The organism is Candidatus Pantoea deserta (genome assembly GCF_003813865.1).
Lineage (GTDB): Bacteria > Pseudomonadota > Gammaproteobacteria > Enterobacterales > Enterobacteriaceae > Pantoea > Pantoea deserta.
This window is the reverse complement of sequence record NZ_RMVG01000020.1, coordinates 31635-57704: the sequence shown is the minus strand read 5'-3', so window position 1 is coordinate 57704 and position 26070 is coordinate 31635. Positions and strand designations below refer to the sequence as shown.

Here is a 26070-nt window from a genome sequence, read left to right as displayed (position 1 = left end):
TGATCCCTGCACTTTTGTCTTCTAAACAGCACCCGGAAACATTGCATTTAATTTTATTTAAATGCAATAATATTTGTTTCTCTTCTCATCGCCATAAACTGAAATGAAAATTAGCGCCCTCACAGAGCGACTTTCGCAGAAAATTCTTGGTTTGATTGACACTGGCAAACTGGGCCCAGGTGCACACCTGAACGTGCCTAAGCTGGCCGAAATCTTTGACGTCTCGCGCTCCCCAGTGCGCGAAGCGCTGGTCTATCTGGAGCAGAAAGGCGTTCTACAGCAGAAGCTTAACCGCGGCTTTTTCGTCAGAGAGGATTACTCGCCTCAGCACCACGACGAACCTGCGCCTGTCGACGGCAGCGATCTGCCGGAGTACTATCAGCTGGCAGAAGACTGGCTACAGGATAATATCGAAGCGGAAGTCACCGAACTCTACCTGATGAAGCGCTACAACCTGACTAAAAGCCAGCTTTCGACGCTGCTGGCGCGCGGCATCAGCGAAGGCTGGGTGGAGCGCAAGCAGGGTTACGGCTGGCGTTTTCTGCCGGTGGCGAAAACCAAAGCGGCGCTGGAAAACATTTTTAGCTTTCGTATGGTGATTGAGCCGATGGCGATTCTGGAGCCAACATTCAACGCGCCGCAGGAGAAAATAGACGAGATCCGCCGCGAGCTTGAGATGTTGCTCGACAACGGCATTGAGCGCCTGTCGCCAAAACAGTTGCAGCTGGCTGGCTATCGCTTTCACGAGACGGTGATCGGCTTCTCCAACAATCCCTTCTTTGAAATCTCGCTGCGCAACGTCAACCGCATGCGTATGCTGATGGACTACCGCATCATGGACGATCGCAGCCGCTACTACGCTGAGGTCAAGGATCATATGCGCCTGCTGGCGTTGATTGAGTCGGGACAGCGTATCGAAGCCTCTTACATGATGAAGCAGCATCTCGCGGTGGCGCTGGAAAATAAAAAAATGCGCCGTATCAGCGCGGAAGCCTGAAGAATAAATGGCTCGTTCCCTGAGCCGTTTGTTTTATGCCGCAGTGGAGAAGATGGGGTAAAGTCCTAACAGCAGACCCGATCCGAGGAAGATCATACAGAGCAGAAACGCCCACTTAAAAGTGTATTTCTGATGGTCGCTGAACTCGACGCCCGCCAGCCCCACCAGCAGATAGGTTGACGCCACCAGCGGACTGAGCAGGTGCACCGGCTGCCCGACCAGCGAGGCGCGGCCGATTTCAATCGGTTCGATGCCGTACGCCTTCGCCGCTTCCGCCAGCACTGGTAATACGCCGTAATAGAAGGCGTCATTCGACATAAAGAAGGTGCCCGGCAGACTGATCAGCGCGGTGATCGGCGCCAGATAAGGCCCCCAGGACTCTGGCAGAATAGCCAGCAGCGAGCCGGACATCGCCGTCACCATGCCGGTGCCGGACAGGATGCCTGCGAAGATGCCTGCGGCGAGGAAGATCGAGGTCTGATTGAGCGCCGCCGGCGCATGGGCGGCGATACGCTGACGCTGCGCATCCAGGTGGGGATAGTTGATCAGCAGCGCCAGCGCAAAAGCCACCATAAACAGCACCGAAAGCGGCAGCAGCTCCATCACCAGCGACGCCATCAACAGCAGCGTCAGACCGGCGTTCAGCCAGAAGAGTGTCGGCCGACGCAGCTCTTCATTCACTTCGTTAATCGCAGGCAGATAGCTCTCCGCATCCTCTTCCACCACCGAACCATCAGTGCGGGTCTGAATGCTCAGTTTGCCCAGGCGACGACGCTCGCGAATGCCGATATACCACGCCAGCACCAGCACGCCAACAAAGCCGCACACCATCGACGGGATGAGTGGAATAAAGAGATCGCCTGACTCCACTTTCAGCGAAGCCGCCACGCGCGCCAGCGGTCCGCCCCACGGCAGCAGATTGGTGATGCTGCCGGCCAGGAACACCACGCAGGTTAATGAGAGCGGATCGAGACGGATGCGTTTGAACAGCGGCAGCATCGCGGTGACGCAGATCATATAGGTAGTGGATCCGTCGCCATCCAGCGAAACCATCGCCGCCAGCACCGCGCTGCACATGACCGCTTTAACCGGGTCGCCATTAATTATCCGCAGGAAGAAGCGAATAATGGGATCGAATAAACCGGTATCGAACATGGTGCTGAAATAAAGAATAGCGAAGATCACCATAATGGCGGTCGGCGCGACTTTCTTTAATCCCTCAATCATCATTTCGCCCATCTCGCCGCCAAATCCGGCAATGAGCGCGAAGATAATAGGAATAATCGTCAGTGCAACCAGAGCAGAAAGCTTTTTGGTCATAATCAGGATCATAAAGACCACGATCATGCCGTAACCCAGTAAAGAGAGCATAAGAGCCTCCGGCGCCCTTATTGCTAAAGGCGCGAGTAAAGTTGTCGTCGTTATATTTTTTACAGCGCGGGAAAATTAACTCATATGCATACCGCCATTGACGGAGAAATTCGCGCCGGTGGCGTATCCTGATTCATCCGAGGCGAGCCAGGCGCAGATTGAGGCGATTTCCGACGGCGAACCGAGCCGGCGCACCGGAATTTCCTGCACGATTTTGTCGATCACCTGCACCGGCGTGACGGTTTTGAGCTTGCTGGTGGCGAGATAGCCAGGCGACACGGTATTGACGGTGACTCCGCGCGCGGAGACCTCGCGCGCCAGCGCGCGGGTAAAGCCGCGCACCGCGTATTTTGCCGTCGAATAGTTAACCTGTCCGACCGTGCCAATCTGCGCGTTGAGCGAAGAGATATTGATAATGCGACCCCAGCCGCGCGACATCATGCCGTCGATAACCTGCCGGGTGACGTTAAACAGGGAGTTCATATTGGTATCGATCACCGCCTGCCACTCCTGCGGCTGCATATCGCGAAACAGCGCATTGCGCGCGGTGCCGGCATTATTAATTAGCACGTCCACTTCGCCGATTTCCCGGCGGATCTTCTCAAAGGTTTTCACCGTAGAATCCCAGTCGGCGACATTGCCTTCCGAGGCGATAAAATCGAAGCCGAGTTTTTTATTATCATCCAGCCAGATCTGTTTTCGTTTTGAGTCAGGACCACAGCCAGCGATGACTTTGAATCCATCTTTAGCCAGCCGACGGCAGATTGCCGTGCCCAGACTGCCCATTCCAGAGGTGACATACGCGATACGTTGGGTCATACCCTTACTCCCAGATGCATTTTTTAACATTCGTTCACTTCGCATTAACAGTAAGCGGCGTGCCCGTTTTTTCTGCAATCTGCCTGCGTCGAAAATGTGAACAGGATCGGCTAATTTATGCTTTTAAAGATATGTAAATGCAATAATCCAATATGACCTCCAAAAGTGCTTTTAGAAACCCGGCACGTTTACCAGCGCTCGAAAGCGTCATTGCACCGCTGCATTTACTAAATTCAGAGGGTGCTGTGAGGCTTGTCACAGGACGATCAATGCACTTATGTTAATATAAATGCATTTATTCGGGAGATTAACATGACATTTGCCTATGTGGGTTGCCGAACGTCTGCCTGGCGCGGCGCACGTGGAAAAGGGATTGAGGTCTATCAGGTGCTGCCAGATGGCGAGTGGCGGCTTATTCAGCGCGTCAAATCGGTGCAGGAGAACCCGTCATGGCTGACGCTGGATCCGCTTCGCCAGCGTCTTTACGCGCTGCACGGCGACGGTGATGCTGTTGCCGTATGGCAGCGCGATCCAGAGAGCGGCCTGCTGAGCCTGCTGACGCAGCAGACCACCGGTCCGCGTCATTGCCATCCCGATCTCGACCCACAGCGGCGCAACAACCCGGTCGGTGCGGCGTTGACGCCTGATGGTCAGTATCTGCTGATCGCCAACCATGAGGCGGGTAATATCGCGGCGCTCGCCATTGACCAACAAGGGTTGCAGCCGCCCCACTCGCTGGCGCGCATTCCCGGTCATCCCGCCACGCTGGAGGCGCCGGAAAGCCTCTCTCGACCGCATGAGATTGTCTTTGCGCCCGGCAGCGACCTGTTCGCCGTGCCGATACAGGGACGCGCAGCGGGCAACGGCATCGATATGATCCGGCTTTATCGCTGGTATGAAGGCGAAGCGCGCCTGCTGGATGAAATCAGGCTTGCGCCGGGCAGCTGGCCGCGCCACGTCGACTTTCATCCCAGCGGAAAATGGCTTTACGGCCTGAGCGAGCTAAGCAGCACGCTGACGGTACTGGAGGTTGATGCCCGGCGCGGCGCGCTGAGGCTGAAACAGACGCTGAGCGCGCTGCCGGAGGGCTATTCAACACGCAGCGACGCCAGCGAGATTGAGGTGCATCCTGGCGGCCGTTTTGTCTACGCGGCAAATCGCGGTCATGACAGCATCGGCGTGTTTGCAGTGGATGCGCTGGAGGGCACGCTCAGCGTTATCGACTGGGTGGAGTGCGGCGGTAAAACGCCCCGCTTTACCACGCTTTCCCCTGACGGGCGCCGCTTCTTTAGCGCTAATGAGGAGTCCGACACCATTGAGGTGTTTGACGTCGATGCGCAAACCGGCCTGCTGCGCAGGCGTGGCCAGACGATCGCCTCGCCCAGCCCCACCTGCCTCTGCTTCGCTAGCGCAGTGTAACTACGCTACCTGCCCCCTGCTCCTCCTGACCGCGTCTGTTGGCGGCGGTCAGGCTTTCAATCAGGGTTTTCACCGAGGGCGACGCCAGCGCATGCGCCTTAACGCCCACCAGCAGCTCCCGCTTCGCCCAGGGCTCCGCCAGCGGAATCGCCCGCACGCCGCGGTGCAGCGAGGCGGGCGCAATCTCATTCACCGGCAGGATGGCGATGCCGAGCTGCTGGCTCACCAGCTCCGCCATCGAGACAAAGCTGCTGACGCGCAGCCCAATGCTGAGCGTTCTGCCCAGCCTGCGCGCCTCGCGTTCCAGAATATGGCTGACGGCGCTGTCGCGGTGCGGCCCCACTATCTTCTCATCCAGCAGATCGGCCAATTGCAGCGCGTCACGCGATGCGAACGGATGATCGTGCCACACCAGCACGGAGAGCTGATCCTGCTGCCACGGCCAGACGTCAATGCCGGACGCGGGCGTCCAGCTGGAGAAAATGCCGACATCGGCGTTGCCTTCAAGCAGCCCCTGCACCACGCCGACGCCGGTCTGCTCTTCAATATCGATATCGGTTTGCGGATAGTGCGTCAGAAACTGGCTGATGGCGCGCGGCAGGAAGTGCATCAGCGCCGCGGAAATGGTGAAGATGCGGATATGCCCGCGGATCCCGGCGGCGTAATCGTTCAGCTCCTCTTCCATCTGCTCCAGATTGCGGAATATGTGACGCGCGTGATAGAGCAGCGAATGGCCCGCCGGCGTCAGTTCGATGCCGCGCGGCAGGCGCAGCATCAGCTGAGTGCCCACCTGCTGCTCCAGCTCGGCGATGCGCTTGCTTACCGCCGAGACCGCGGTATGCCTGCGCCGCGCGGCGTGGGTCAGGTTTTGCGTTTCCGCCACGGCGACAAAGAGAGATAACGAGACCAGATCGTAACGCATAGTCAGCCTTTCAGGGTTTGCTGAATAACAAAGGGCAAGATGCCGCCGTGCAGCAGATAGTTAAGCTCCTGCTGCGAGTCGATCACCGCCGTCAGCGCGAAATCACCCAGCAGAATATCATGACGGCGGATGCGCAATCGCAGCGGCGTACTGCCGGGCTGAAGATTTTCCAGTCCGATAACATCGAGCGCTTCGCTGCCGTCCATCTCCGGCAGACGCGCTGCCTCCCCCGCGTCAAAGTGCAGCGGCAGGATCCCCATGCCTATCAGGTTGGTGCGATGGATACGCTCAAAGCTTTCGGCCACCACCGCCTTTACGCCCATCAGCGCCTGCGCTTTCGCCGCCCAGTCGCGGCTGGAGCCGGCGCCGTAGCGTTCGCCGGCGAACACCACCAGCGGCACGCCGCGCGCCAGCCAGCTTTGCGCCGCTTCATAAGCGGGCAGGATCTGCTGATGGTCGGCATCCCAGGCGAACCCGCCGCCGCCGCGCTTTTCCGGCGGCAGCAGGCGATTCGCCAGCGCCTTGTTGGTGAAGGCGCCGCGCACCATCACCTCATGATTGCTGCGCCGCGTCGAGTAGAGATTGAGATCCTGCGGATCCTCATGGTGTTCCAGCAGCCATTGCCCCGCCAGGCTGGTGGGCGGGATGGCGCCGGCCGGCGAGATATGGTCGGTGGTAACATCGTCGCCGAACCACAAAAAAGGGCGCGCATCGTGCAGGGAAAGCGGCGTAGCGGGATCGCGCGGCAGACGTTGCAGATAACCGGGGCGACGCAGATAGGTCGACCCCGCCTCCCACGGATAGTGCATGCTGCCCGGCGCGGCGATCTGCTGCCAGTGCGGCGTGCCCTGCCAGATAATCTCGCGACGTTTAACGTAAAACTCCCGCTTTATGGCGCGCTCGACCCACTCTTCCACCTCTTCGCGCGTCGGCATCAAATCGCGCATGCGGATCGGCTGCCGCTGCGCGTCGTAGCCCAGCGCGTCGTTCAGCATATCGTGCGAGATATGGCCCGCCAGCGCCCAGGCGATGACCAGCGCCGGCGAGGTAAGATAGCCGTGCCCCAGGCTGGGATTGACGCGGCGCGGAAAGTTGCGGTTGCCCGACAGCACGCAGACCGCCTGCAACCCCTCGTTTACCAGCGTCTCCATAGCAGGCTGCAACGCGCCGGAGCTGCCAATGCAGGTCATGCAGCCGTAGCCGGTCACGTCGAAGCCGATCTTCTCCAGCTCGCCCAGCAGCCCGCAGGCGCTGAGATAATCTGTGACGGCGCGCGATCCCGGCGAGAATGAGGTCTTCACCCAGGGTTTGGGCTTGAGGCCGTAACGCGCGGCGTTGCGCGCGAACAGCGCCGCCTGGATCACCAGCCAGGGATTAGCGGTGGTGGTGCAGCTGGTAATGGCGGCGATGGCGATAGCGCCCTGCTCAATCGCCTGCGGATAGGCCTGATGCTGCCATCGCAGCGCGCGCGTCTCCGCCGTCAGGCTGTCGCGAAAGCTGTCGGCGGCGCGGCTTAGCGGGATCTGCTGATGGGGATTAACTGGTCCCGCCATGCATGGCTCAACGCTGCCCAAATCGAGTTCGATCAGCTGGGCGAAGTCGGGGGTCGGCGACGCTGGCGTGCGCCAGAGATGCTGCTGCTGCATATAGGCGTGAATAATCGCCTGCTTCTCTTCGCTGCGTCCGGTCATCTGCACGTAGTCGGCGCTGCGCTGGTCCCACGGGAAAAACACCACTGTGGCGCCATATTCAGGCGCCATATTGGCGATGGTGGCGCGCGACTCCAGCGGCAGCAGATGCAGCGACGGGCCGGTAAACTCGACAAACTTGCCGACCACGCCTTTTTCGCGCAGGAGGCGGGTGATGTGCAGCGCCAGATCGCTGTCGCCGACGTCAGCGGCCAGCGCGCCCGACAGCGCAATGCCGATGACTTCCGGAAAGCGCAACGTGACCGGTTCGCCGACCAGCGTCGCCTGACCTTCCAGTCCGCCTACGCCCCAGCCCAGAATGCCCAGTGCGTTAATCATCGGCGTATGGCTGTCCGTCGCCACCATGCAGTCGGCGTGCAGCAGCGGCACCTCTTCCCGCACGTCCACCGTGACCACTTCGGCGATCGCTTCCAGATTCATCAGGTGAATGATACCGGTGCCTGGCGGGATCACGCGGAAGTTATCGAGACTCTGCTCGGCCCAGCGAATAAAGCGGTAGCGTTCGGCGTTGCGGCGAAAGTCGAACTGCAGGTTCTGCTCCAGCGCGTCGGCGGAGGCGTAGCTTTCCACAATCACCGAGTGATCGATGGTCAGCACCGCCGGGATATGCGGGTTGATGCGCTGCGGATCGCCGCCGAGTTCAGCGGTGAGATCGCGCATCGCGGCAAAGTCCGCCAGGGCAGGCAGGCAGGTGGTGTCGTGAAACATCAGGCGGTCGGGATAAAACGCGACCTCTCCAGCCGCCTCTTCGCCCTGTAGCATACGCAGAAAGTGGGGCAGCGACTGCGGCGAGCGCAGCGCGACGTTCTCCAGCAGAATGCGCAGGCTGAACGGCAGCCGCTGTAGCCGGTCGAGCGGCAGCAGCCGGGTCAGATCGAGAAAGTGATACTGCCGGTCATCAATAACCAGGGTAGAGCGTTCCAGAGATAAGGGCGATGTCATACAAACCTTCCGCTATCACAGCATTGTTATGTTCTCAGATGGATAACGTGCCACGCCGGGAAGGGATTGAAAATTGAACCTTGAATAAGAGAGCGTTCTCAGAATGAGAACGCTCTGCGGGCGACTCAGGCGTCAGCCAGATGGCGGTTAATGATGGACTGCAGGCTGCCGTCCTGCTGCCACTGGGTCAGCAGCTCAACGAGCTTTTCATAGTGCGACGGCTGCTGGCGCGGCACGCAAATCGCCTGATTGATGGCGCCGAAGTTGTCCGGCAAGACGCGATAGCCCGCCTGTTCGCGGGCGGCGCGTTCCAGCGGCTGGCGAATGCCGGCCGCCATATCCCCTTCTCCTCTCAGAAACGCGTCGATGGCCGCCTGGGAAGAGTCGAGCCGGTTCAGCGTTGCGTGCTGCAGCTGGCGCGTCAGATGCAGATCGTAGGCGGCGCCTTTGCCGACGTTGATGACCACGCCCGGCCGATCCATCTGGTCAACGCTCCTCCAGCTGCTCTCCGCTTTCACCAGCACCGTGCCCTGAATTTGAATGTAGGGCTGCGTAAAGCGCAGCACCTCTTCACGTTTGGCATCGACGGCAAGAAACGCGATATCCCAGCGGCTATTTTGCGCATCATCCACCACTTTTCCTGCGGTGGGGTAAGTAACGAACCGCGGCTGAGTGCCGAGCGCGGCCGCTATTTTACAGGCGATCTCGACGGTAATACCGCCTGGTGCGCCGTCTGGCAGGGTGTTGGCCAGAACGGCGTTGCCGAGGTTAATGGCGAAACGGATTTCTGAATCAGCGGTGACTGACATGCGGCTCCTCCGGAAGGCGGTCGTTAGGATCCTGCTGGCTGGTCTCGAAGTTTAGCCGCTGGATTTTACCGGCGACAAAGAGATAGCAGCAGAGGTTCAGGAAGGCGCAGACGCCGACAAAAATCAGTGCGCCGTTAAAGGAGCCGGTATCCTTAATAATGTAGGCGATGATAATCGGCGTGAAGATCCCGGAGATATTGCCAATCATATTGAACAGGCCGCCGCTCAGCCCTACCGCCTCTTTTGGTGAGAAGTCGGAGACCACGCACCAGCCCATGGCGCCGAATCCCTTGCCGAAAAAGGCGAGCGACATGATCGCCACCACAATCCAGGCGGAGTCGACGTAGTTGCAGATCACCATGCTGACAGCCAGCAGCATGCCGATAACGATCGGCGTTTTGCGCGCAGCCGACAGGCTAAAGCCGCGTTGTAGCATAAAGTCGGAGAGCACGCCGCCCAGCAGCGCGCCCGCACAGCCGCACAGCGCAGGAAGCGAGGCGACAAAGCCCGCTTTCAGAATGGTCATGCCGCGATCGTGCACCAGATAGACCGGGAACCAGGTCAGGAAGAAGTAGGAGAGCACGGTGAAAAAGAACTGCCCCATATAGACGCCCAGCGCCAGACGGCTGGTCAGCAATTTTTTGGTGTAGCCTCTGCCGCTGACGTCTCCTTTTTTCGCGGTTTTAAGGTTAGTTAGCCCGCCGCCGGACTGGATGTACTCCAGCTCGGCTTGGTTGACCAGCGGATGGACTTTGGGCGTGTCCGCCAGCACGCGGCTCATCAGCAGCGATATCAGGATGCCGATGCCGCCCATGAACCAGAATACCGACTCCCAGCCGAAGGTATAGGAGAACCAGCCCATCAGCGGCAGGAAGACCACCAGCGCGAAATATTGCGCGGCGGTGGTAAATCCCGAGGCTTTACCGCGTTCGCGCGCCGGAAACCATGCGGCGAGAAAGCGCGAGTTGGCGGGTAGCGTCGGCGCCTCGATCAGCCCCATCATAAAGATAAAGCCGAACATCATAACGCGCGTGACCCAGACGCTGTCGAAAGTGGTACTGAACCCCACCAGGAAAACAAAAAATGACCAGGCGAAAACGCCGGTGACCAGCACTTTTTTCGAGCCAAAGCGATCCAGCAGCCAGCCGCCGGGATATTGCCCCAGCACGTAAGCCCAGGTAAAGGTAGAGATCAGATAGCCCAGCGCGACAATATCCAGTCCGGCGGCTTTGACCATATCCGTTCCGGCGATAGAGAAAGTAGCGCGATCGCCATGATTAAGCGCAATACTGAGGAACACCATCAGCAAAATCATATAACGATAATGCGTCGGCTTATTTTTTCGTGGTGCGGAGTGTAAGGTATCCATTATTTCGGCCTTTTCTGCCATTCGATTAATTAAATCGGTAAAGTTCAGCCGGATTTGCCACAAATAACTTGTGCCGAACCTGTTCGTTACTTGCCCAGTGGAAGATTTTCGAAAGAATTAACGCATCGTCTGGCATGTTTTTATTCGCGCTTATCAGGCTGGGATGCGGCCAGTCGCTGCCCCACAACACGCGTTCTGTTGCTTCATGTAAAAAGCTTTTTACGACGGCGGACATATCCGAGACGTCGTCGCGCTGCGACTGGTGGTAAAGCCCGGAGAGCTTGACCCAGCAGCGCCCCTGGTTGATCAATTCCCACGCCAGCCGCCAGGCCGGATGCGCCATCGGTTCGGGCTGCGGCAGACGGAAAACATGGTCGATCACCAGATTGCCAGGCAGCTTTAACAGAAGCGCACGCAATGACCAGAGCTGGTCTGCGGAGGCGTGGATCTGCAGATGCCAGCCGCGCTCCGCCAGCCGGTTCGCCAGCGGCAGCATCATCTCTGGTGTGGTGGCGCTGCCTGCGCCGAAATTGAAACGCACGCCTGTGACGCCCGCCTGACCAAGCGCGTCCAGCTCGGCATCGCTGACCCTATCCGTCACCACCGCTTCGCCGCGCGCGCGGTCGCCCGCCTGCGCCAGCGCCGCCAGCAGACAGCGGTTATCGGTACCGTAGGATGAGGGCTGTACCAGAACATGTCGCTGAAAACCTAACCGCTGCTTAAACAGCAGATAGTCCCCAAGCGTCGCTTCCGGTAAATTCCGCTGGTCATCAGGCGCATAGGGGAAACGCCGGTCAAATATATGGTGATGACAGTCGCAGCTATTTTTCGGCAATACGCTGTCTGAAGAAAATGAAATATGGCTATATTTCACTTCGACCTTCATTGAACGACTATTCACGGCTAGCCTTTATATTTTCAGTCAGAAGAAAATTAATTCATTAAACGTTTTAATTTTGTAACAGCCGATTGCGCGCTGCTTAATACCGGACAGGTGACGGCCGCTTTTACCGCTTCAAAGGCGACCTCCATGGAAAAATGGGCCAGTACAATAGCGTCGGCATGCTGGTTCTGTCGCGCAGCCTCGACCACCAGCTGATTATGTAAATCGACGTCGCCGCTACTCAAAGCGTCGCGTGCTCCAGCCACTACCTGCGTCGTCAGTCTTGCTTTCGAGCCGTCAGCGGCAGCCAACTGATGGAACTCTGCTTCCATTCCCGCTACGGCAGGCGCGAAAGTGGCCAGCATAATAATGTTGTCGCCTTGCTCTAGCGCTGTTTCAAACATTGCCTCGTTGGGTTTGAGGATAGGTAGCGCATAGCGCTCTGCGCTGGCGTCAATTGCCTCGCCGAGTGCCGAACAGGTAAAGAGGATTGCTGCAGCATTCATCGAAATCGCATAGCCTACCAGCGCATCAATGCGCTGATAAAATTCAGGCGTTAAGGCCGTTACTTTGCCGCGATCGCCGCTCAGCGAGTCATCCAGCAGATTAGCAATCTCCGCTTCCGGCCACTGACGTGCGAATGTGTCATTGACAGGTGCAACCGCCAGCGGCGTGGCGTGGATAAGCACAATGCGTTGGCTCATCATTGTCTCCATGAAAACAGGCTGCCGTTGATGACGGCAGCCTCATGTCAGCCATTATGCGCGGATAGCCGCAGCCACTTTCTCGGCAAAGGCCTTGGTACCACAGCGTCCGCCCAGATCCGGCGTGCGCGTTTCGGGATTTTCCAACACTTCGTCGACGGCGCGGTTAATCTCCTGCGCCGCTTTCAGGAACGTCGGCTGGTTATGCTTTTCTGCATACCACGCCAGCATCATCGCCGCCGACAGGATCATTGAGACCGGATTAGCCTTGTCCTGATTCTGGATATCCGGCGCGGAACCGTGCTGTGCCTGCGCGCAGCAGTGGGTGTCGCTGGCCATGATAGAGCCTGCCAGACCCAGGCTACCTGACAGCTCGCTCGCCAGGTCGCTGATGATGTCGCCGTAGAAGTTGGTAGCGACCAGCACGTCGAAACGCTCCGGGTTACGCACCAGGTGCGCGGTTGAGGCGTCAACCAGCAGATCGTCCAGCTCCACTTCCGGGAACTCTCTGGCGACGTCGCGCACCGCTTCCAGGAAGAGGCCGTCGGTCATATGGAAGCTGTTGGCTTTATGGATCGCAGTGACTTTTTTACGACGCTGCATCGCCAGCTCAAAGGCTTTGCGCGCGATACGCTCAGAACAGTGGCGGGTAATCTTACGCGTTGAGAGCGCCATGTCCGGGCTAGGCATCACTTCACCCCAGCCACGCGTCATGTTGCGATCGGGATAGAAGCCCTCGGTCGCCTCACGCATGATTACCAGGTCCATGGTTTTGCCCTCTTTCATATTCGAGGTCAGGAACGGACGGGTACGCGCCGGACGCACGTTGGCGTAGAGGTCAAGGCCAATACGGAAACCGGCGGAGACATTGCGTCCGCCCTTTTCCGGCGCCGGATAGTCGGCGTGCGACTGGGTGCCGAGAATAATGCCGTCGTAGGTTTTCGCTTTTTCCAGCGACTCCTGACGCAGCGTGGTGCCGTGCAGCTCCAGGCTTTTGAAGCCGACATCTTCATAGTCAAACTCAAAACCCAGGCCATAGGCTTTGTCCAGAGAGTTCAGCACGGTTACCGCAGCTGAGGTGATTTCAGGACCGATGCCGTCACAAGGCAGAACCAGAATACGCATATACACTCCAATAGTGGGTCAGTTTCGATTGCATTTTTATAACAATAAATGCACTGATAGCAAGGTGACAGAGATCACATTTATCACACAAAAAAATCACATTTGTGCAAGTTTGTTAGATTTCAGTCAGTTAGTAGCATGAAAATTTATAAATTGCCGGGCAGCTCTTATGTCTCTTGTTTTTACAAATCATTGCAAAATAGTAACAGCGAAGCTTTAGAGGTTAAATTTGTGATCTTATCCACAAATTAACACGGATTATCTTTGCATTTATAAATACACAAAAGCAGTATGTGCCCATTCATTGAGCACGAAGGGAAAAAGCATGATCAGGTTAGGCGTTATCGCCGATGACTTTACCGGCGCCACGGATATCGCCAGTTTTATGGTGAACGCCGGCTGGAAAGTGGTGTTGTTTAACGGCGTGCCCGGGGAGGCATTCTCCTCTGAAGGCGTGGACGCGATCGTCATCGCGCTCAAGAGCCGCTCGATTGCGGTAGAGGATGCGGTAAGCCAGTCGCTGGCTGCCTCCAACTGGCTTAAGGCGCAGGGCTGCCAGCGTCAGCTGTTTAAATACTGTTCGACATTCGATTCCACCGCGCAGGGCAATATTGGGCCAGTCACCGACGCGCTGATGAAAAATCTCAGGGCTGAGATGACGCTGATTTGTCCGGCGGTACCGGATAACGGCCGCACCATCGTTCACGGCCACCTGTTCGTCAAAGGCGAGTTGCTCAACGAAAGCGGCATGCAGCATCACCCGGTCACCCCGATGACGGAATCGTCACTGAAAAAACTGATGGAAGCGCAGTCAGCTGGCCTGTGCGGCAATATCACCCTTGATACGGTAAAAAATCATCCGGATCAGATTCAGACTCAGCTGGCAGCACTGCAGCAGAGTCAGGCTCGCTATGTGATTTTCGACGTACTTGATAACGCCGATCTGCTGACTATGGCGCGCGCCACCGCCGCGTTTCCGCTGGTGACGGGCGCCGCCGGGCTGGGCTGGGCTATCGCCGCGGTCGATACGCAGCAGCAGAGCGGCACTCGCCGCACCATGACCATTGACACTGCGGGATACAGCGTGGTGCTGTCGGGCAGCTGCTCTTCGATGACGCGTCAGCAGGTCGATTTCTACCAGCAGCGAGCCTCCTCTCTGGCGCTGGACGTCGAAAAAATCCTTCATGATACAGCGTATCTGCCAGTCGTCGCGGAGTGGGTGCGTCAGCACGCCGACGATGCCCTCGCCCCACTGGTCTATGCCACACAGCCGCCGCAGCTCATCGCGCTCATTCAGGAAAAGTACGGCGCCGCACTGGTAAGCGAAAAGATTGAAAGATTCTTCGCCGCGCTGGCGCAAACGCTGAGCCAGCAGGGTTTTAATAAATTTATTGTCGCGGGTGGCGAAACCTCCGGTGCCGTCACACAGGGACTGAATATTCGGGGCATGGTAATCGGCGACGCCGTCGCGCCTGGCGTACCCTGGACGCAGGTTCTTGATGAAAAGAAATGGGTGATCCTCAAATCCGGCAACTTTGGCAACAGCGACTTTTTCCTGAAAGCACAGGAGTCTTTCCATGAGTGAATCTCAACTGCGCCAGGACCTGGTGCGCTACGCCCGCTCAATGTATCAACGCGGCTACAGTAGCGGCGGCGCGGGCAATATCAGCCTGAAACTGCCAGACGGCAATGTGCTGGCCACGCCCACTAACTCCAGCTTTGGCGATCTGGATGCCGACACGCTGAGCAAAGTCACGATGGAAGGGGAACTGCTGTCGGGCCAAAAGGCGTCGAAAGAGATCCTGATGCACCTGGCCATCTACCGCCAGCGCCCACAGTGCGGCGGCATTGTGCATCTCCATTCGCCGTGGCTCACCGCACTCTCCTGTCTGCCCGATCTCGATTATGCCAATGCGCTGCCGCCGATTACCCCTTACTATGTGATGCGCGTCGGCAAGCTGCCGGTAATCCGCTATATTCGCCCCGGCTCGCCGGTTATTGCGCAGGAAGTGGAGAAACTCGCCGCTGAACATAATTCCATGTTGCTGGCTAACCACGGCCCGATTATTTCCGGCAAGGATATCCGCGAGGCGGTATTTAACGCCGAGGAGTTAGAGGAAACTGCCCGCCTCTATTTTATGCTCAAGCCCTTTGGCATGAATACGCTGACGCCAGAAAATGTCGACGAGCTGAACACCCTTTTTAATATGAAATAAGCGCGAGCTACGCGACCGGGTAATTTATTACCCGGATTTTCTGTGCCTTTACAAAATAAAAAAGAGCTAATTTTACTATGTCACTCATGCTGATTACCGGGATAGTCATGTTTATCGTGCTGACCTGGTGCCTGCTTAAAAACAGTTTTCCGCCAGGCGTGCTGTTTATTATCCTGCCCACCCTTGCAGCGCTGGTTTGCGGGTTTGGCTTTAAAGAACTGGGAGAATATGTTGCGCTGGGGCTGAAATCAGTGGTGGGCACCGCCACGCTGGTGGCTTTCAGCGCGATGTTCTTTACCCTGATGAAAGAAGTCGGCGTTTTCGACGTAATTGTGCGCTTTATTCTGCGTTTTGTTACGCCTTCTACCTTTTCCATTTTGCTGGCGACGCTGGTCATCGCCTCGGTCTGTAGCCTTGACGGCAACGCTTACGCGACGTTGCTGGTCACCGTGCCTGCGCTGCTGCCCATCTATGAGAAGATGAATATCAGCCGGAAAACCCTGCTGCTGCTGGTGACCGTCGGCGTCGGCGTCACCGGCATCACGCCCTGGGGCGGCTCCCTGAATCGTGCCGTCGCGGTCACCCATCTCGATATTCTTGCCGTATATTACCAGCTGCTGCCGCTGCAAGGGGTGCTGTTTGTATTGGGCATCCTGCTCTGCGCCTGGATGGCGCGCGTTGAGAACCGCAAAGGCTCGGGGATCTCGCACGAAGCCTTCCATCAGATGCGCCTGGAGATGCTGAACCCGCAGGCGAATCCGCGTCCCTGGCTGCTGAAACTCAACTTCGCGCTGGTTATCGCCACCATCGTGACGCTGGTGGTGGGCTGGGTGGCAGGCAATTACCTGTTTATGATCGCCTTCGCGCTGGCGGTCATGATTAATTATCCCGACGCAAAAAAGGCGCAGCAGAAAATCAAAGAGTATGCGATCACTATCTTCCCGGTTATCGTCATTTTTCTCACCATAGGCGTCTTTGTCGGCATACTGCAAAATACCGGCATTATCAAAGTGCTGGTCAATGAGCTGGCGGCGATATTTCCTGACAGCCTCGGCCCTTATCTCTATCTTATTCTGGCGGCCTTTAGCGTGCCGGTGGTGATATTAATCGGCTCGGACGCCTTCTATTTTGCCCTGCTGCCGCTGGCGGTAGGGCTTGGCCAGAATTTCAACGTCTCGCCTTTGCACGTAACTATTGCCATGCTGATTACCGAACAGATTGGCTTGTTATTAAGCCCGGTGATCCCTGCGACCCATCTTGGTCTGAACCTGCTTAATCTTCGTGTAGATGAGCATATTCGCCACTCGATGATTAAGGTATGGTTCCTGAGCATCTGCGCGCTACTCGCGGCGATGACTTTAGGCATCGTTCCGGTTTGATGCAATGATTTCCACAGAACGGCATCAGCAAATTCTCAATGCGCTTGCAGACGAGCCCTTTATAAAACTAAAGGCGCTGGCGGATAGATTACATGTCTCGGTAATGACTATTCGCCGAGACGTCGCTAAACTCTCCTCCACTGGAGCACTCATCGCCGTACGCGGCGGGGTAAAATCGCTCGCTTCTGTCACGCGCAGTCAAAATAAGACGCCTGAGAATTACCCGCTGTTGAAGGCAGCGCTGAGCTACCTTGAACAGAGCCGGGTCATCTTCCTCGACAGCGGCACACTGTGCCACCAGCTGGCACAGCTCATCCCCTGGACATCGGAGATGACTGCCGTCACCAATGATTTCCATATCGCTGAAGGCATCGTGCGTGAAACCTCAGCGAAGCTTTTTTTTATCGGCGGCGAGCTCAACCGCAGCGATAATACTTGCCATAAATCGCTGGCGCTTGAGATGCTAAATTCTCTCAGCTTTGAGTTGCTTTTTCTGTCTCCTGACAGCTGGAGCGAACGTGGCGTCTGGCATCATGACGAACATCGTCAAAGCTGGTATCGAATGCTTACCAGGGCGGCGCGTCGTACGGTGCTACTTGCCGACAGCAAGTACTACGATCAAAGCGGTCTGTTTAACCTTTATACGCTCGGTATAGCGGATGTAGTCATCACCAATTATCCCGCCGCAGAACTAGTGCTTAAAGATCGCATTGACCCCCTTAAATTTCATCCGCTGCGGGATTAACAAAGTTCTGAATAATAACAAATGAAGGTATCATTAAATTCAAGCCCAGCTCGTGGCTGCTATATCCATCTCATATTCACACGGTGCCCGCACCACGCCATTAGTAATAACTGTTATTGGTGCCGCCGCCTTTATCACCGGCCACACTGAATTTCCCGATGACGCCAGGATCCTCTTCGACTTTCATAACTTCAAAGATAACGTGCTGATGATTAAAGACCACGCCATCATCGACTTTGTCGCGGAGTCGTTCACAATCCAGTCGCAGGAAGTCATGTTTATTTCCCTTTTATATCGCATCAGTTCATAAATACACTGGAAACAGAGCAGATAAAGATCATATTAATTCGTGGCTTGCCGGACGCTAACTGTAAACTGATTGAAATCGGCAGAATGGTACTGCTTGCAGCGGAGCTCGCAACCACTCCGCGCGATAGTTCAGTAGATAAATAATCAAGATAACCGCATGCCTGAGATTGAAGTCTATGCAATAAAAAGCTGCTCTGTCAGGCCAAAAAAAATATGGTGCAAATCAAAAATCCAGTGATTAAAAGTTTGGGTATTTAACACGGTCGCGGGATGGTGTCTATAGACGAAACCAAAGTCAGCAATAAAGCGTGCGGCAGAGTGTTTAATTAAAAATGTGGAAAGGCATAAATTAAATTTAAGGTAATTAGTGTGATAGTATCGCTGGCTCAGCTTAAGCGATATACGCAAGGCCGATGATTCGTCTGGCCCAAAAGAAAGCTATTCATAATCCCGGGCGGATAACTTCGTATCATTTATAAAGGCCAGAGTAATAGTTCCATATCAGGGTAATTTCCCGGTTACGGCTTGCGCCGCTCAAAAGAAGTGAAACTAAGCTTTTTCATTATATTGGATAAACAACAGGGGCTGCTCATCCAGAATAATATTAACAAAAATCAACTGGCATTCAGGCAAGTAAAAATTTTGCTATTGTTTTACTTCGAATAGTATCTGCATACTTACTGCATTTTCCCTGATATTTTATAAAAACACTGTTTATGCTTTATATGGACATCTTGCTTTCAAACGACGTCTCCACTTAACAGAACGATTGAGCGAACTGGAGCAGTAACTGACCGTTTCAGAGGCGCATATTTGGAATGGATTCATTATTCTGGTGAAAAATAACACAGGAGAAACTATCAAATGACTAACAGATTTATAACCGCAGCAGGGTTGCTGTGTCTTGCTTTTGCAACTCAGCCAGTTGTAGCGGCCGGCTTTACCCTTTCAAGCCATGAGTTGACAAACGGCAACTTTCCAAATGCGCAGCTTTTAAGCCAGCCGTATGGCTTTGGTTGCAGCGGTGAAAATCATTCGCCCTCTTTCAACTGGTCTGGCGCCCCTGACGGTACAAAGAGCTTCGCGTTGCAGATTTACGATCGTGATGCGCCCACTGGCCTTGGCTGGGTGCACTGGCAGGTCGTAAATATTCCTGCGTCTGCGACTTCACTGCCTGCGGGTCTTGCCGCTAATAGTAAAGGCGCGCCTTCAGGTACTCTGCAAACACGTACTGATTTCGGGGTACCGGGCTATGGCGGCCCTTGCCCACCAGAAGGACAGACCCATCACTACGTCGTAACCCTGACCGCGCTGAAAGTCGCCACATTGCCGGGTGTCACCGCTGACGCTACGCCGGCACTGGTAGGCTTTATGACGAAAGCAAATTCATTGGGCGAAGCGACGATCCATATTACACAAGGTCGTTAAAATCCTGTCCAGGTCAGGTTATTCGGTGAATATCTTTGCTTAGCCCTTCTGTACGTACCTGTCCTGGACTAAAACCAAAACGTTCGCGGAATCTGGCTGAAAATTTAGAAGGGTTTTGATAGCCTACTTCTAATGCGATTAGATTAATGGGGAGATCGGTCACCTGTAATAAAGTCAGCGCCCGGCACATTCGAACATCGATAACCAGCCGTATAAAGGATGTGTTTTCAGCACTCAACCGACGACGCAGTGTAGCTTCGGATAAGCCAAACTCTTTAGCGATATAGTGAGCATTCCACTCATACGCAATGTTGGTTGAAACCAACCGCCGTATTTTGTTTTTCAATCCACCCTGAGTTTGCTGGCCAAAAAACATTCCATATGCGTCAAGCCAGCTTAGCATCTCTTGCATGCGTTGAAGGGCTACGTTAAAAGGTATTGTCGCCTCATCTATAACAGCCTCAACAGTGTGGCTGAACGCTCTAAAAAAACTATCAGTAGGTTCTGGTAGTGCGCAAATACCTTTCACCACTCTGGAAGCAGGATTGACGGTAACGTTATTGCGGATTAAATCGCATGAAAAACTGAGCCAGCTTGCTTCATAAGTTTGGGTTTCTTCAGAAGGAAAATTGATCGCATCGAACGTATACCCCTCAGCTACAACGACGGACTGACCGGCCTGTACAACGATTTCCTGACCGGCACAATATATTTTTTTAATGCCCTGGTGCACAAGAATAATGGTAGGTTCTTCAGCGGTAATATTACGCGCTTTAAGCCGCAGGTTATGGCACACATTCGCTGTGCTGCCCAGAGAATGACGCGTGAAAATTTTCCTTATAGCCATTCAGCTGACGCCCCAATCAGGCCGACAAAAATATCGGCCTGTTAAATGAATAAGGTCTACGTTACTGAGCAATTACACGCTGGTTTTGATAACCCAGTTTTTCGATATGTATGAGTATACGATCGCCTGGCTGTAACCATACTGGCTCAGGCTTAAAGCCCAAACCTACGCCAGCAGGCGTACCTGTTGCAATCAAATCTCCTGGCAGAAGAGTCATGTAATGACTTACATAGGAGACGATATCTGCTACGGAAAATATCATCTGCGACGTATGGCTGTTTTGACGTATTTGACCATTAACTTCAAGCCAAATCTCAAGCGATTGCGGATCAGGGATTTCATCTTTGGTCACAATATAGGGGCCAATCGGACCAAAAGTGTCGCAGCTCTTTGCCTTATCCCATTGTGAGGACTGAAACTGGAATCCGCGATCGGATACATCATTAACGATGCAGTAACCCGCTACATATTCAAGGGCTTCTTCACGACTGACTTGCTTCGCTTTGTGACCAATTACAATGCCTAGCTCTGCTTCCCAGTCAAGTTTTGTAGAATGCGGAGGGACGATGATGTCATCATTTGCACCAGAGAGGGAACTCGGTGCTTTAAAAAAGATAACCGGCTCGTCAGGGACCGGCAATTCGGCTTCTTTGGCATGGTCAAGGTAATTCAAACCAATTGCCACAAATTTGGAAACGGTATTTATTGGTGTACCGAAGCGGGGCTTGCTTTCAACTACAGGCAAGGAAGCCAGCTTCGCTTCCTCGCCTCGCATCGCTAGCACTACTGCGAGCGTTTCAGGCGTAATATCGCTGACAACGTCTGACAAATCACGCAGCTGATTATTGTCGTCAATAATACCAGGCTTTTCATGACCCACTGGGCCATAACGGCAAATTTTCATTTAAGACCTCAGATATTCATTTCAAGAGGATAGCTATAGATAACCCAGGGACGAGCCACGTTGTCTTCGCCGCCCGAGAACATAGGAATACGGTTAAGTTGAGAAACAGGAAAATAGACACAATTATCCGGACCGACTGAAGGGGCAATAGGCCAGATGATACGTTCATCCCGCACAACAGGCGTGATGTTTCCCTCTGGGGTCATCACAGAGATACCGTTGTTTTCTGCGTCGGTCAGATAAATATTCCCTCTTTTATCACGACACATGCCAGCAATCCACGTACTGACTTCCCGGAAAACCGTCACATGTCGGGATATTTCCTCCTCACTCAGGGAGAAATCGGTAATGATGTCAAGATCAATCTGAAAGATACGGGATCCAAACAAACACATGAAAAGTAGCGTGCGGTTATCGGCGTGGATTTCAAGTAAATCATTATGAATATACATAGGCTGCCCGTTGAGCAAATGCACTTTCCGCCCTTCAATAACCGGCACATCATCAGGCCGACAGCGCATCAGCTCATGTCCAGCAAGGATACGTCGATAGGTATTATCACGCAGGTTTATAATATAAAAAGATCCCTCGCGCGATTCTGCCATAATGGCGTAATGTTCCCAGAAGCGTATGTGTGCCAGGCGGGTGCCGGCATGCGCGTCTTTACTGTCAAAAACAAACTTACGGAGTGTCTTACCCGTTTCAATATCAAGCTGAACGAGTTTTACTGCTCCTTCTATGGCAGAGCTGAAATAAGGCGCAGCCGCATCCAGAACCCAAAGACTCCCCTTTCCGTCATAAAAAATACTGTTCACATCAACGAAATGGTTGAGAGGATGGTTTTTGCCATCCCAGCGGTTCCATTCGTTATCTGGAAAGGGCTGCCAGCTACCATCAGTGTTGATTTCTACCACACCTGGCGTTGGTCCCATCCATCCGGGCATACTGGCAAAAATGCGTCCGTCGGGCGTGCTAACCACCCCATTCCACAAATACGTCTCAGACGTTGAAACCTGCCTTAGTTGCACAGCCATAATGTATTCCTAAAGATGATTGTATAAGCTAAAATAGATTTTAACTGTAAAATCTATTTTTCACCACAAAATCTATTTTCCTGGGCCTGTAAACGTTATGAAAGCACTTACCGCACTTAAAGACAGCTTGACGCAAACCACCTATTCAAAGCTGCGCCATGCGCTGCTGAGTTGTCAGCTTATGCCAGGCACGCGGGTTAACACTAAAGAACTGGCGGAAGAACTTAACACTAATGTCGGCGCCATTCGTGAAGCACTTTCTCGGCTGACCGCTGAGAATTTGGTTATTGCAGAACCGCAGAAGGGATTTAGAGTTACGCCCGTTTCTTTACAGGATTTGCTGGATCTGACAGCTACGCGCATCATGATTGAATGTACCTGCCTGAGTGAGTCAGTCATACATGGAGATGAAGCCTGGGAGGGCGAAATTATCGCGGCATTTCATCTGCTCAATCGTTACGGAAGCGATGAACACGATCATGCAGGAACTGAAGAGTGGAATATCAGACACAACCGCTTTCATAACGCTTTGACCGCTGCGTGTCCTAATAAGTGGTTACTCAAATTGCAAAGAATGCTGTTTGAGCAGAATGAACGTTATCGGGTGTTGTCTGTTAATCTTACGGCAGGGAAAAGAGACCTGCATGCCGAACATAAAGCACTAATGGACGCGGCACTGGATCATAATGCGAAACGAATAAGCGAGTTGATGCGGGCACACATTCAACTCACTACCGATACGCTGATTCACCTTTTTGATGTAAGCGGTACGCTTAAAGCACGCTCTGTGTAAGCCATCATGCGCAAAATAACTGGCTGTGATGTAACGCAATGATGATGTCAGTCTGTGCTAAAAGTTTAGTCACGCTCTACGCGGATAAGCGAAATTGCTTTCGATATGCGCCAGGTGGCATGCTGTATCGACGGGAGAACGCTCGGGTAAATTCTTGTTGTGATTCAAAGCCATACTTAACGCAAACATCCAGTATAGGCTCATTTTTAGCTATCAGATCTTTCTTCGCCGCTTCGAGGCGGCGGTTACGTATGTAGCTGCCCAGATTTTGCCGCGTGTAAGCCTTGAATACACGATGTAAATGCCAGCGAGAATAACCAACCCGATGGGCAATTTCTTCAAGACAGATTTTCCGATCCAGATTCTGGTCAATCCATGTAATCAGATCCTCAATAATGCGTTTTTGCAAGTTCATTTTTCATTAATTGTTGCAGATAAATTATGCCATTTATTATTCTCCAAACAGCGCGCCTGTTCTTATGCGTAAGTGACAACATTTTACGCAACGGTGCCGTTTTTGCTGAGGTAACCCACTATGCTAACAGCTAAACGACTACATTTTACAGCGGGTGATGAAGTGCCAGAACACAGGCATGAGCAAGGGCAATTAACTCTGGCACTTCGCGGGTCTGCACGTCTTACCAGTCAAGATGGGTGGTGGCTTGCCACTCCGCTCTCGGCGGTATGGACCCCCGCCGGGTTGTTACATCAGGCATGTTATACAGAATCTTCAGAAATCATCACTATACATATTGATACTGCACAGAATCCTGTACTTGTTCCCGATTGTCTGACACAAATTTCGGTGACCGGTTTGCTAAGGGAGTTAGCGCATGAGGCGTGCTGTTTGGTAGGAGAACAAGCGAACCATGAAGAGTTGCATCTGGTGACACAGCTTCTTATGCGTCAGCTCACGCGTTCAACCCGAGCGGTAGAGCTGTATATTCCTGAAGGACGCGATAAACGCCTGCGGCAGGTTATCGCCTTCTTACGAAATGATCCTGCGATACCGGATACACTTGAACAGTTAGCCAGTCAGGTATTCAGCAGTCAGCGCACGCTTATCCGGTTATTTGAAAAAGAAACCGGTTTGACCTTTACACAGTGGCGCGAACGCTTACGTGTTGTTATCGGTATAGAAAGACTGCTGGCCGGAGAATCCGTATTAGCCGTGGCGCTGGCAGTTGGATATCAGTCAGCAGGGAGCTTTTCTGTTGCTTTTAGCCGGGTTACTGGACAATCGCCCCGAGCTTATACCAGCCAAATTCACCGGGCCGAGTGCCAGAGATGAAAATATCTATCTGGTTAGCTGTGGCCAAGATTTATCACTTCATATAGAACTCAGCCTTGTCATCCATGCTCTTTCGAAAAAGCCGGGTATAAGGTCTTAATATTTGTCAAAAATTAAGGTAATCACCATATAGCTTTACTATGCCAGTCATGTTCAGGTGCCCTAAGCTGGCGCTTTCGGCTTTCTCAAAAACAGGATGAGCCGATAAGCAGACTGGGAGGACATATAGTCCTCTCTCCACTTACCGGGCGGTTTTCCAAAACGCTGCGTGAATGCAGAAGTAAAAGTCTGATGACTATCAAATCCATGCTCAAGCGCAACGTGCAATATTTTTTTGCTCGTACACCTTAATGCATCAGCAGCCCGTACTAATCGCCTTTCCCTTATGTAAGAGCCGAGACTCATCCCTGTTTTTTTCTTAAATAAATATTGAATATGTCGCCTGGAATAACCACTTCTATATGCAACATTCTCTATAGTTAAAGGTCGGTAAAGATTCTCCTCAATCCACGCGATCACTCTTTCGATAGTATTTTCGTGATTAATTCGATTAGACATAAACTATCCTACTTACAAAAAGCATATAATAGTTCCATAACGATACTCTAATGGAATCACATAAGGTATTGTATGCCCCTGCTCCCAGGGGCATGGGCATCATTGCCATCCACCGCCTAATACTTTATACAGTGTGATATTTTTCTCAATAGCAGATGCGTAAGTGGTAAGATAGGCCTGTTCAGATGAATAATAAGATCGTTGTGCTGTTAACACATTTAAATAATTATCCATTCCTTGTTGGTAACGAAGCTGGGAGATGGAAAAATAACGCTGATTAGTCTGAAGATCAATTTTTCTTATAGCCGCTTCATTATTGTACGTCTGTTTCGCATCTAGCGCATCTGAAACTTCTTTAAAGGCTTTCTGAATAGCTTTTTCATAATTGGCTACCGCAATTTTTTTCGACGTTTCTGATTCTTTCAATTGTGCCAGGTTTCTACCTCCAGCAAAGATGGGTAGATTGACAGACGGCGAAAAAGTCCATGCTGCCGTTCCACCTTTAAAAAGATCGCTTAACCCTGCAGACATTGAACCTCCTGACGCTGTCAGGCTGATACTGGGGAAGAAGGCCGCACGGGCAACGCCTATATCAGCATTGGCACTTTTTAAGGTATGCTCAGCCGCCATGATGTCCGGACGACGGGTCAGAACCGTTGACTCAAGTCCAGATCTAAGTGCAGGAAATGCCCATGCCTTATTCAATGTTGCACGATGTACAATAGGGTCAGGTACGGCACAACCTATCAACAACTCTAGCGTTGAGATGTCTTCACTGACCTGACGCGCATATTTTTCCTGGTCTGCCTGAGCAGTATGTAAAGCCGTTTGAGCCTGAAGCAAATCTTGCTCATTCGCTACCCCTGCCTTCAATTGAGCCTGGATCATACTGACAGCATGTTGCTGATTCAAAGCGGTTAAAGTAGCAACCTTCTGCAAGTCCTTATCCATACTGAGGGTGACATATGCTTGAGCAACGTCAGCCACCATCCCCAACATAACAGCCTGCTGCGTGGATGCAGTGGAGAGGTAGCTTTCTTTAGCTTCTTCATTCAGGTTCCGCAACCGACCAAAGAAGTCCAGCTCCCATGACGCCGTAGCCAGGTTACCCTCGTACTGCTGGTAGGTCACCGGACCAGTCGTTGCTGTCGAATAAAGACCGCCCGGCAAGTGTGCAGCAGTTTTTGTCAAAGAAGCTGAAATGGACGGATACAGATCGGCTCTGCTGATCCCCAGTTTATCCTGCGCCAGTTCTACATTAAGTGCCGCGACACGTACATCACGATTGTTAGCTATCGCAAGAGACACTAGCTGTTTCATATCAGCGTCTGTAAAAAATTTCGACCATTGCATTTCAGCAGCTGTTTCCCCGGTGGCAGAGCCGTTTTTCCAGCTTGTTTTAATCGGTAGAGCAGGACGCTGATAGTGCGGGGCCAGATTACACCCGCTTAATACGCAAACAGAAATTAACGTAATAACACTTTTAATATTCGTCAT

At 53.4% G+C, this 26070-nt stretch carries 25 protein-coding genes; 10 read left to right on the top strand and 15 right to left on the bottom strand.

The window, feature by feature from the left end:
* Positions 1–103: 103 nt before the first annotated feature.
* Positions 104–997, top strand: a complete 894-nt coding sequence (locus BBB56_RS19915) for a GntR family transcriptional regulator (RefSeq protein WP_123802663.1) — start codon at positions 104–106, stop codon at positions 995–997.
* Positions 998–1030: 33 nt separating this feature from the next.
* Here the strand turns inward: BBB56_RS19915 and BBB56_RS19910 are convergent, their stop codons facing one another.
* Both BBB56_RS19910 and phbB read right to left on the bottom strand, forming a co-directional pair.
* Positions 1031–2368 carry a CitMHS family transporter gene (locus BBB56_RS19910; protein WP_123802662.1) on the bottom strand — a complete coding sequence of 446 codons (1338 nt, stop codon included), beginning with the start codon at positions 2366–2368 and terminating at the stop codon, positions 1031–1033.
* A gap of 75 nt (positions 2369–2443) precedes the next feature.
* Entirely contained in the window at positions 2444–3187 is a 744-nt protein-coding gene (gene phbB / locus BBB56_RS19905) for an acetoacetyl-CoA reductase (protein ID WP_123802661.1), read from the bottom strand.
* A 312-nt stretch (positions 3188–3499) separates the two neighbouring features.
* Here phbB and BBB56_RS19900 point away from each other — a divergent pair, with 312 nt between their 5' ends.
* Complete coding sequence (locus BBB56_RS19900; protein ID WP_123802660.1) at positions 3500–4606, top strand: lactonase family protein; 1107 nt, start codon at positions 3500–3502, stop codon at positions 4604–4606.
* Here BBB56_RS19900 and BBB56_RS19895 read toward each other — a convergent pair.
* The 7 genes from BBB56_RS19895 to BBB56_RS19865 form a co-directional block, all read right to left on the bottom strand.
* Positions 4593–5528 carry a LysR family transcriptional regulator gene (locus BBB56_RS19895; RefSeq protein ID WP_123802659.1) on the bottom strand — a complete coding sequence of 312 codons (936 nt, stop codon included), beginning with the start codon at positions 5526–5528 and terminating at the stop codon, positions 4593–4595. The two genes, BBB56_RS19900 and BBB56_RS19895, sit on opposite strands and share 14 nt — an antisense overlap.
* A gap of 2 nt (positions 5529–5530) precedes the next feature.
* Positions 5531–8179: an aconitate hydratase gene (locus BBB56_RS19890; RefSeq protein WP_123802658.1), complete on the bottom strand. Its 2649-nt coding sequence runs from the start codon at positions 8177–8179 to the stop codon at positions 5531–5533.
* Positions 8180–8304: 125 nt separating this feature from the next.
* Positions 8305–8988 (bottom strand): transporter substrate-binding domain-containing protein, encoded by a 684-nt coding sequence (locus BBB56_RS19885; protein ID WP_123802657.1) that lies wholly within the window; start codon positions 8986–8988, stop codon positions 8305–8307.
* Positions 8972–10357 (bottom strand): MFS transporter, encoded by a 1386-nt coding sequence (locus BBB56_RS19880; RefSeq protein ID WP_123802656.1) that lies wholly within the window; start codon positions 10355–10357, stop codon positions 8972–8974. The genes BBB56_RS19885 and BBB56_RS19880 overlap by 17 nt, the downstream gene beginning before the upstream one ends.
* A 25-nt stretch (positions 10358–10382) precedes the next feature.
* Positions 10383–11258 (bottom strand): amidohydrolase family protein, encoded by an 876-nt coding sequence (locus BBB56_RS19875; RefSeq protein ID WP_123802655.1) that lies wholly within the window; start codon positions 11256–11258, stop codon positions 10383–10385.
* 32 nt (positions 11259–11290) lie between these two features.
* A complete protein-coding gene (locus BBB56_RS19870; RefSeq protein ID WP_123802654.1) occupies positions 11291–11944 on the bottom strand; it encodes an arylsulfatase in 654 nt (217 codons plus the stop codon).
* Between the two features lie 54 nt (positions 11945–11998).
* The gene (locus BBB56_RS19865) at positions 11999–13069 is read right to left on the bottom strand and encodes an isocitrate/isopropylmalate dehydrogenase family protein (RefSeq protein WP_123802653.1); all 1071 of its coding nucleotides are present in this window, start codon (positions 13067–13069) and stop codon (positions 11999–12001) included.
* Positions 13070–13394: 325 nt separating this feature from the next.
* Here BBB56_RS19865 and otnK point away from each other — a divergent pair, with 325 nt between their 5' ends.
* The 6 genes from otnK to BBB56_RS19835 all read left to right on the top strand — a co-directional run bounded on the left by otnK (position 13395) and on the right by BBB56_RS19835 (position 19146).
* On the top strand, positions 13395–14654 hold the full coding sequence (gene otnK, locus BBB56_RS19860; RefSeq protein WP_123802652.1) for a 3-oxo-tetronate kinase: 1260 nt from the start codon (positions 13395–13397) through the stop codon (positions 14652–14654).
* Positions 14647–15285: a 3-oxo-tetronate 4-phosphate decarboxylase gene (gene otnC / locus BBB56_RS19855; protein ID WP_123802651.1), complete on the top strand. Its 639-nt coding sequence runs from the start codon at positions 14647–14649 to the stop codon at positions 15283–15285. The genes otnK and otnC overlap by 8 nt, the downstream gene beginning before the upstream one ends.
* A 77-nt stretch (positions 15286–15362) precedes the next feature.
* Positions 15363–16664, top strand: coding sequence for an SLC13 family permease (locus BBB56_RS19850; protein WP_123802650.1), 1302 nt, complete (start codon positions 15363–15365; stop codon positions 16662–16664).
* A gap of 4 nt (positions 16665–16668) precedes the next feature.
* The gene (locus BBB56_RS19845; RefSeq protein WP_123802649.1) at positions 16669–17409 is read left to right on the top strand and encodes a DeoR/GlpR family DNA-binding transcription regulator; all 741 of its coding nucleotides are present in this window, start codon (positions 16669–16671) and stop codon (positions 17407–17409) included.
* A gap of 52 nt (positions 17410–17461) precedes the next feature.
* The gene (locus BBB56_RS19840; protein ID WP_123802648.1) at positions 17462–17719 is read left to right on the top strand and encodes a hypothetical protein; all 258 of its coding nucleotides are present in this window, start codon (positions 17462–17464) and stop codon (positions 17717–17719) included.
* 863 nt (positions 17720–18582) lie between these two features.
* Complete coding sequence (locus BBB56_RS19835) at positions 18583–19146, top strand: YbhB/YbcL family Raf kinase inhibitor-like protein (protein WP_123802647.1); 564 nt, start codon at positions 18583–18585, stop codon at positions 19144–19146.
* 13 nt (positions 19147–19159) lie between these two features.
* Here the strand turns inward: BBB56_RS19835 and BBB56_RS19830 are convergent, their stop codons facing one another.
* The 3 genes from BBB56_RS19830 to BBB56_RS19820 all read right to left on the bottom strand — a co-directional run bounded on the left by BBB56_RS19830 (position 19160) and on the right by BBB56_RS19820 (position 21931).
* A complete protein-coding gene (locus tag BBB56_RS19830; protein ID WP_123802646.1) occupies positions 19160–19993 on the bottom strand; it encodes a helix-turn-helix transcriptional regulator in 834 nt (277 codons plus the stop codon).
* Positions 19994–20054: 61 nt separating this feature from the next.
* Complete coding sequence (locus tag BBB56_RS19825; RefSeq protein ID WP_123802645.1) at positions 20055–20897, bottom strand: fumarylacetoacetate hydrolase family protein; 843 nt, start codon at positions 20895–20897, stop codon at positions 20055–20057.
* A gap of 8 nt (positions 20898–20905) precedes the next feature.
* Positions 20906–21931 carry an L-dopachrome tautomerase-related protein gene (locus BBB56_RS19820; protein ID WP_123802644.1) on the bottom strand — a complete coding sequence of 342 codons (1026 nt, stop codon included), beginning with the start codon at positions 21929–21931 and terminating at the stop codon, positions 20906–20908.
* A gap of 97 nt (positions 21932–22028) precedes the next feature.
* On the opposite strand from BBB56_RS19820, the gene BBB56_RS19815 reads away from it, so the two are divergent.
* On the top strand, positions 22029–22724 hold the full coding sequence (locus BBB56_RS19815; RefSeq protein ID WP_123802643.1) for a GntR family transcriptional regulator: 696 nt from the start codon (positions 22029–22031) through the stop codon (positions 22722–22724).
* A 76-nt stretch (positions 22725–22800) separates the two neighbouring features.
* Here the strand turns inward: BBB56_RS19815 and BBB56_RS19810 are convergent, their stop codons facing one another.
* Positions 22801–23133 carry a helix-turn-helix domain-containing protein gene (locus BBB56_RS19810; protein WP_158673950.1) on the bottom strand — a complete coding sequence of 111 codons (333 nt, stop codon included), beginning with the start codon at positions 23131–23133 and terminating at the stop codon, positions 22801–22803.
* A gap of 126 nt (positions 23134–23259) precedes the next feature.
* On the opposite strand from BBB56_RS19810, the gene BBB56_RS19805 reads away from it, so the two are divergent.
* The gene (locus BBB56_RS19805; RefSeq protein WP_123802641.1) at positions 23260–24015 is read left to right on the top strand and encodes a helix-turn-helix domain-containing protein; all 756 of its coding nucleotides are present in this window, start codon (positions 23260–23262) and stop codon (positions 24013–24015) included.
* Between the two features lie 162 nt (positions 24016–24177).
* Here the strand turns inward: BBB56_RS19805 and BBB56_RS19800 are convergent, their stop codons facing one another.
* Both BBB56_RS19800 and BBB56_RS19795 read right to left on the bottom strand, forming a co-directional pair.
* Positions 24178–24573, bottom strand: a complete 396-nt coding sequence (locus tag BBB56_RS19800; protein ID WP_123802640.1) for a helix-turn-helix domain-containing protein — start codon at positions 24571–24573, stop codon at positions 24178–24180.
* Between the two features lie 99 nt (positions 24574–24672).
* Positions 24673–26070: an efflux transporter outer membrane subunit gene (locus BBB56_RS19795; RefSeq protein WP_123802639.1), complete on the bottom strand. Its 1398-nt coding sequence runs from the start codon at positions 26068–26070 to the stop codon at positions 24673–24675.

Excerpts from the sequence above, each read along its gene's own strand:
- BBB56_RS19915 (WP_123802663.1), top strand. The coding sequence starts at position 104 with ATGAAAATTAGCGCCCTCACAGAGCGACTTTCGCAGAAAATTCTTGGT.
- BBB56_RS19910 (WP_123802662.1), bottom strand. The coding sequence starts at position 2,368 with ATGCTCTCTTTACTGGGTTACGGCATGATCGTGGTCTTTATGATCCTG.
- phbB (WP_123802661.1), bottom strand. The coding sequence starts at position 3,187 with ATGACCCAACGTATCGCGTATGTCACCTCTGGAATGGGCAGTCTGGGC.
- BBB56_RS19900 (WP_123802660.1), top strand. The coding sequence starts at position 3,500 with ATGACATTTGCCTATGTGGGTTGCCGAACGTCTGCCTGGCGCGGCGCA.
- BBB56_RS19895 (WP_123802659.1), bottom strand. The coding sequence starts at position 5,528 with ATGCGTTACGATCTGGTCTCGTTATCTCTCTTTGTCGCCGTGGCGGAA.
- BBB56_RS19890 (WP_123802658.1), bottom strand. The coding sequence starts at position 8,179 with ATGACATCGCCCTTATCTCTGGAACGCTCTACCCTGGTTATTGATGAC.
- BBB56_RS19885 (WP_123802657.1), bottom strand. The coding sequence starts at position 8,988 with ATGTCAGTCACCGCTGATTCAGAAATCCGTTTCGCCATTAACCTCGGC.
- BBB56_RS19880 (WP_123802656.1), bottom strand. The coding sequence starts at position 10,357 with ATGGATACCTTACACTCCGCACCACGAAAAAATAAGCCGACGCATTAT.
- BBB56_RS19870 (WP_123802654.1), bottom strand. The coding sequence starts at position 11,944 with ATGAGCCAACGCATTGTGCTTATCCACGCCACGCCGCTGGCGGTTGCA.
- BBB56_RS19865 (WP_123802653.1), bottom strand. The coding sequence starts at position 13,069 with ATGCGTATTCTGGTTCTGCCTTGTGACGGCATCGGTCCTGAAATCACC.
- otnK (WP_123802652.1), top strand. The coding sequence starts at position 13,395 with ATGATCAGGTTAGGCGTTATCGCCGATGACTTTACCGGCGCCACGGAT.
- otnC (WP_123802651.1), top strand. The coding sequence starts at position 14,647 with ATGAGTGAATCTCAACTGCGCCAGGACCTGGTGCGCTACGCCCGCTCA.
- BBB56_RS19850 (WP_123802650.1), top strand. The coding sequence starts at position 15,363 with ATGTCACTCATGCTGATTACCGGGATAGTCATGTTTATCGTGCTGACC.
- BBB56_RS19845 (WP_123802649.1), top strand. The coding sequence starts at position 16,669 with ATGATTTCCACAGAACGGCATCAGCAAATTCTCAATGCGCTTGCAGAC.
- BBB56_RS19835 (WP_123802647.1), top strand. The coding sequence starts at position 18,583 with ATGACTAACAGATTTATAACCGCAGCAGGGTTGCTGTGTCTTGCTTTT.
- BBB56_RS19830 (WP_123802646.1), bottom strand. The coding sequence starts at position 19,993 with ATGGCTATAAGGAAAATTTTCACGCGTCATTCTCTGGGCAGCACAGCG.
- BBB56_RS19825 (WP_123802645.1), bottom strand. The coding sequence starts at position 20,897 with ATGAAAATTTGCCGTTATGGCCCAGTGGGTCATGAAAAGCCTGGTATT.
- BBB56_RS19820 (WP_123802644.1), bottom strand. The coding sequence starts at position 21,931 with ATGGCTGTGCAACTAAGGCAGGTTTCAACGTCTGAGACGTATTTGTGG.
- BBB56_RS19815 (WP_123802643.1), top strand. The coding sequence starts at position 22,029 with ATGAAAGCACTTACCGCACTTAAAGACAGCTTGACGCAAACCACCTAT.
- BBB56_RS19805 (WP_123802641.1), top strand. The coding sequence starts at position 23,260 with ATGCTAACAGCTAAACGACTACATTTTACAGCGGGTGATGAAGTGCCA.
- BBB56_RS19800 (WP_123802640.1), bottom strand. The coding sequence starts at position 24,573 with ATGTCTAATCGAATTAATCACGAAAATACTATCGAAAGAGTGATCGCG.
- BBB56_RS19795 (WP_123802639.1), bottom strand. The coding sequence starts at position 26,070 with ATGACGAATATTAAAAGTGTTATTACGTTAATTTCTGTTTGCGTATTA.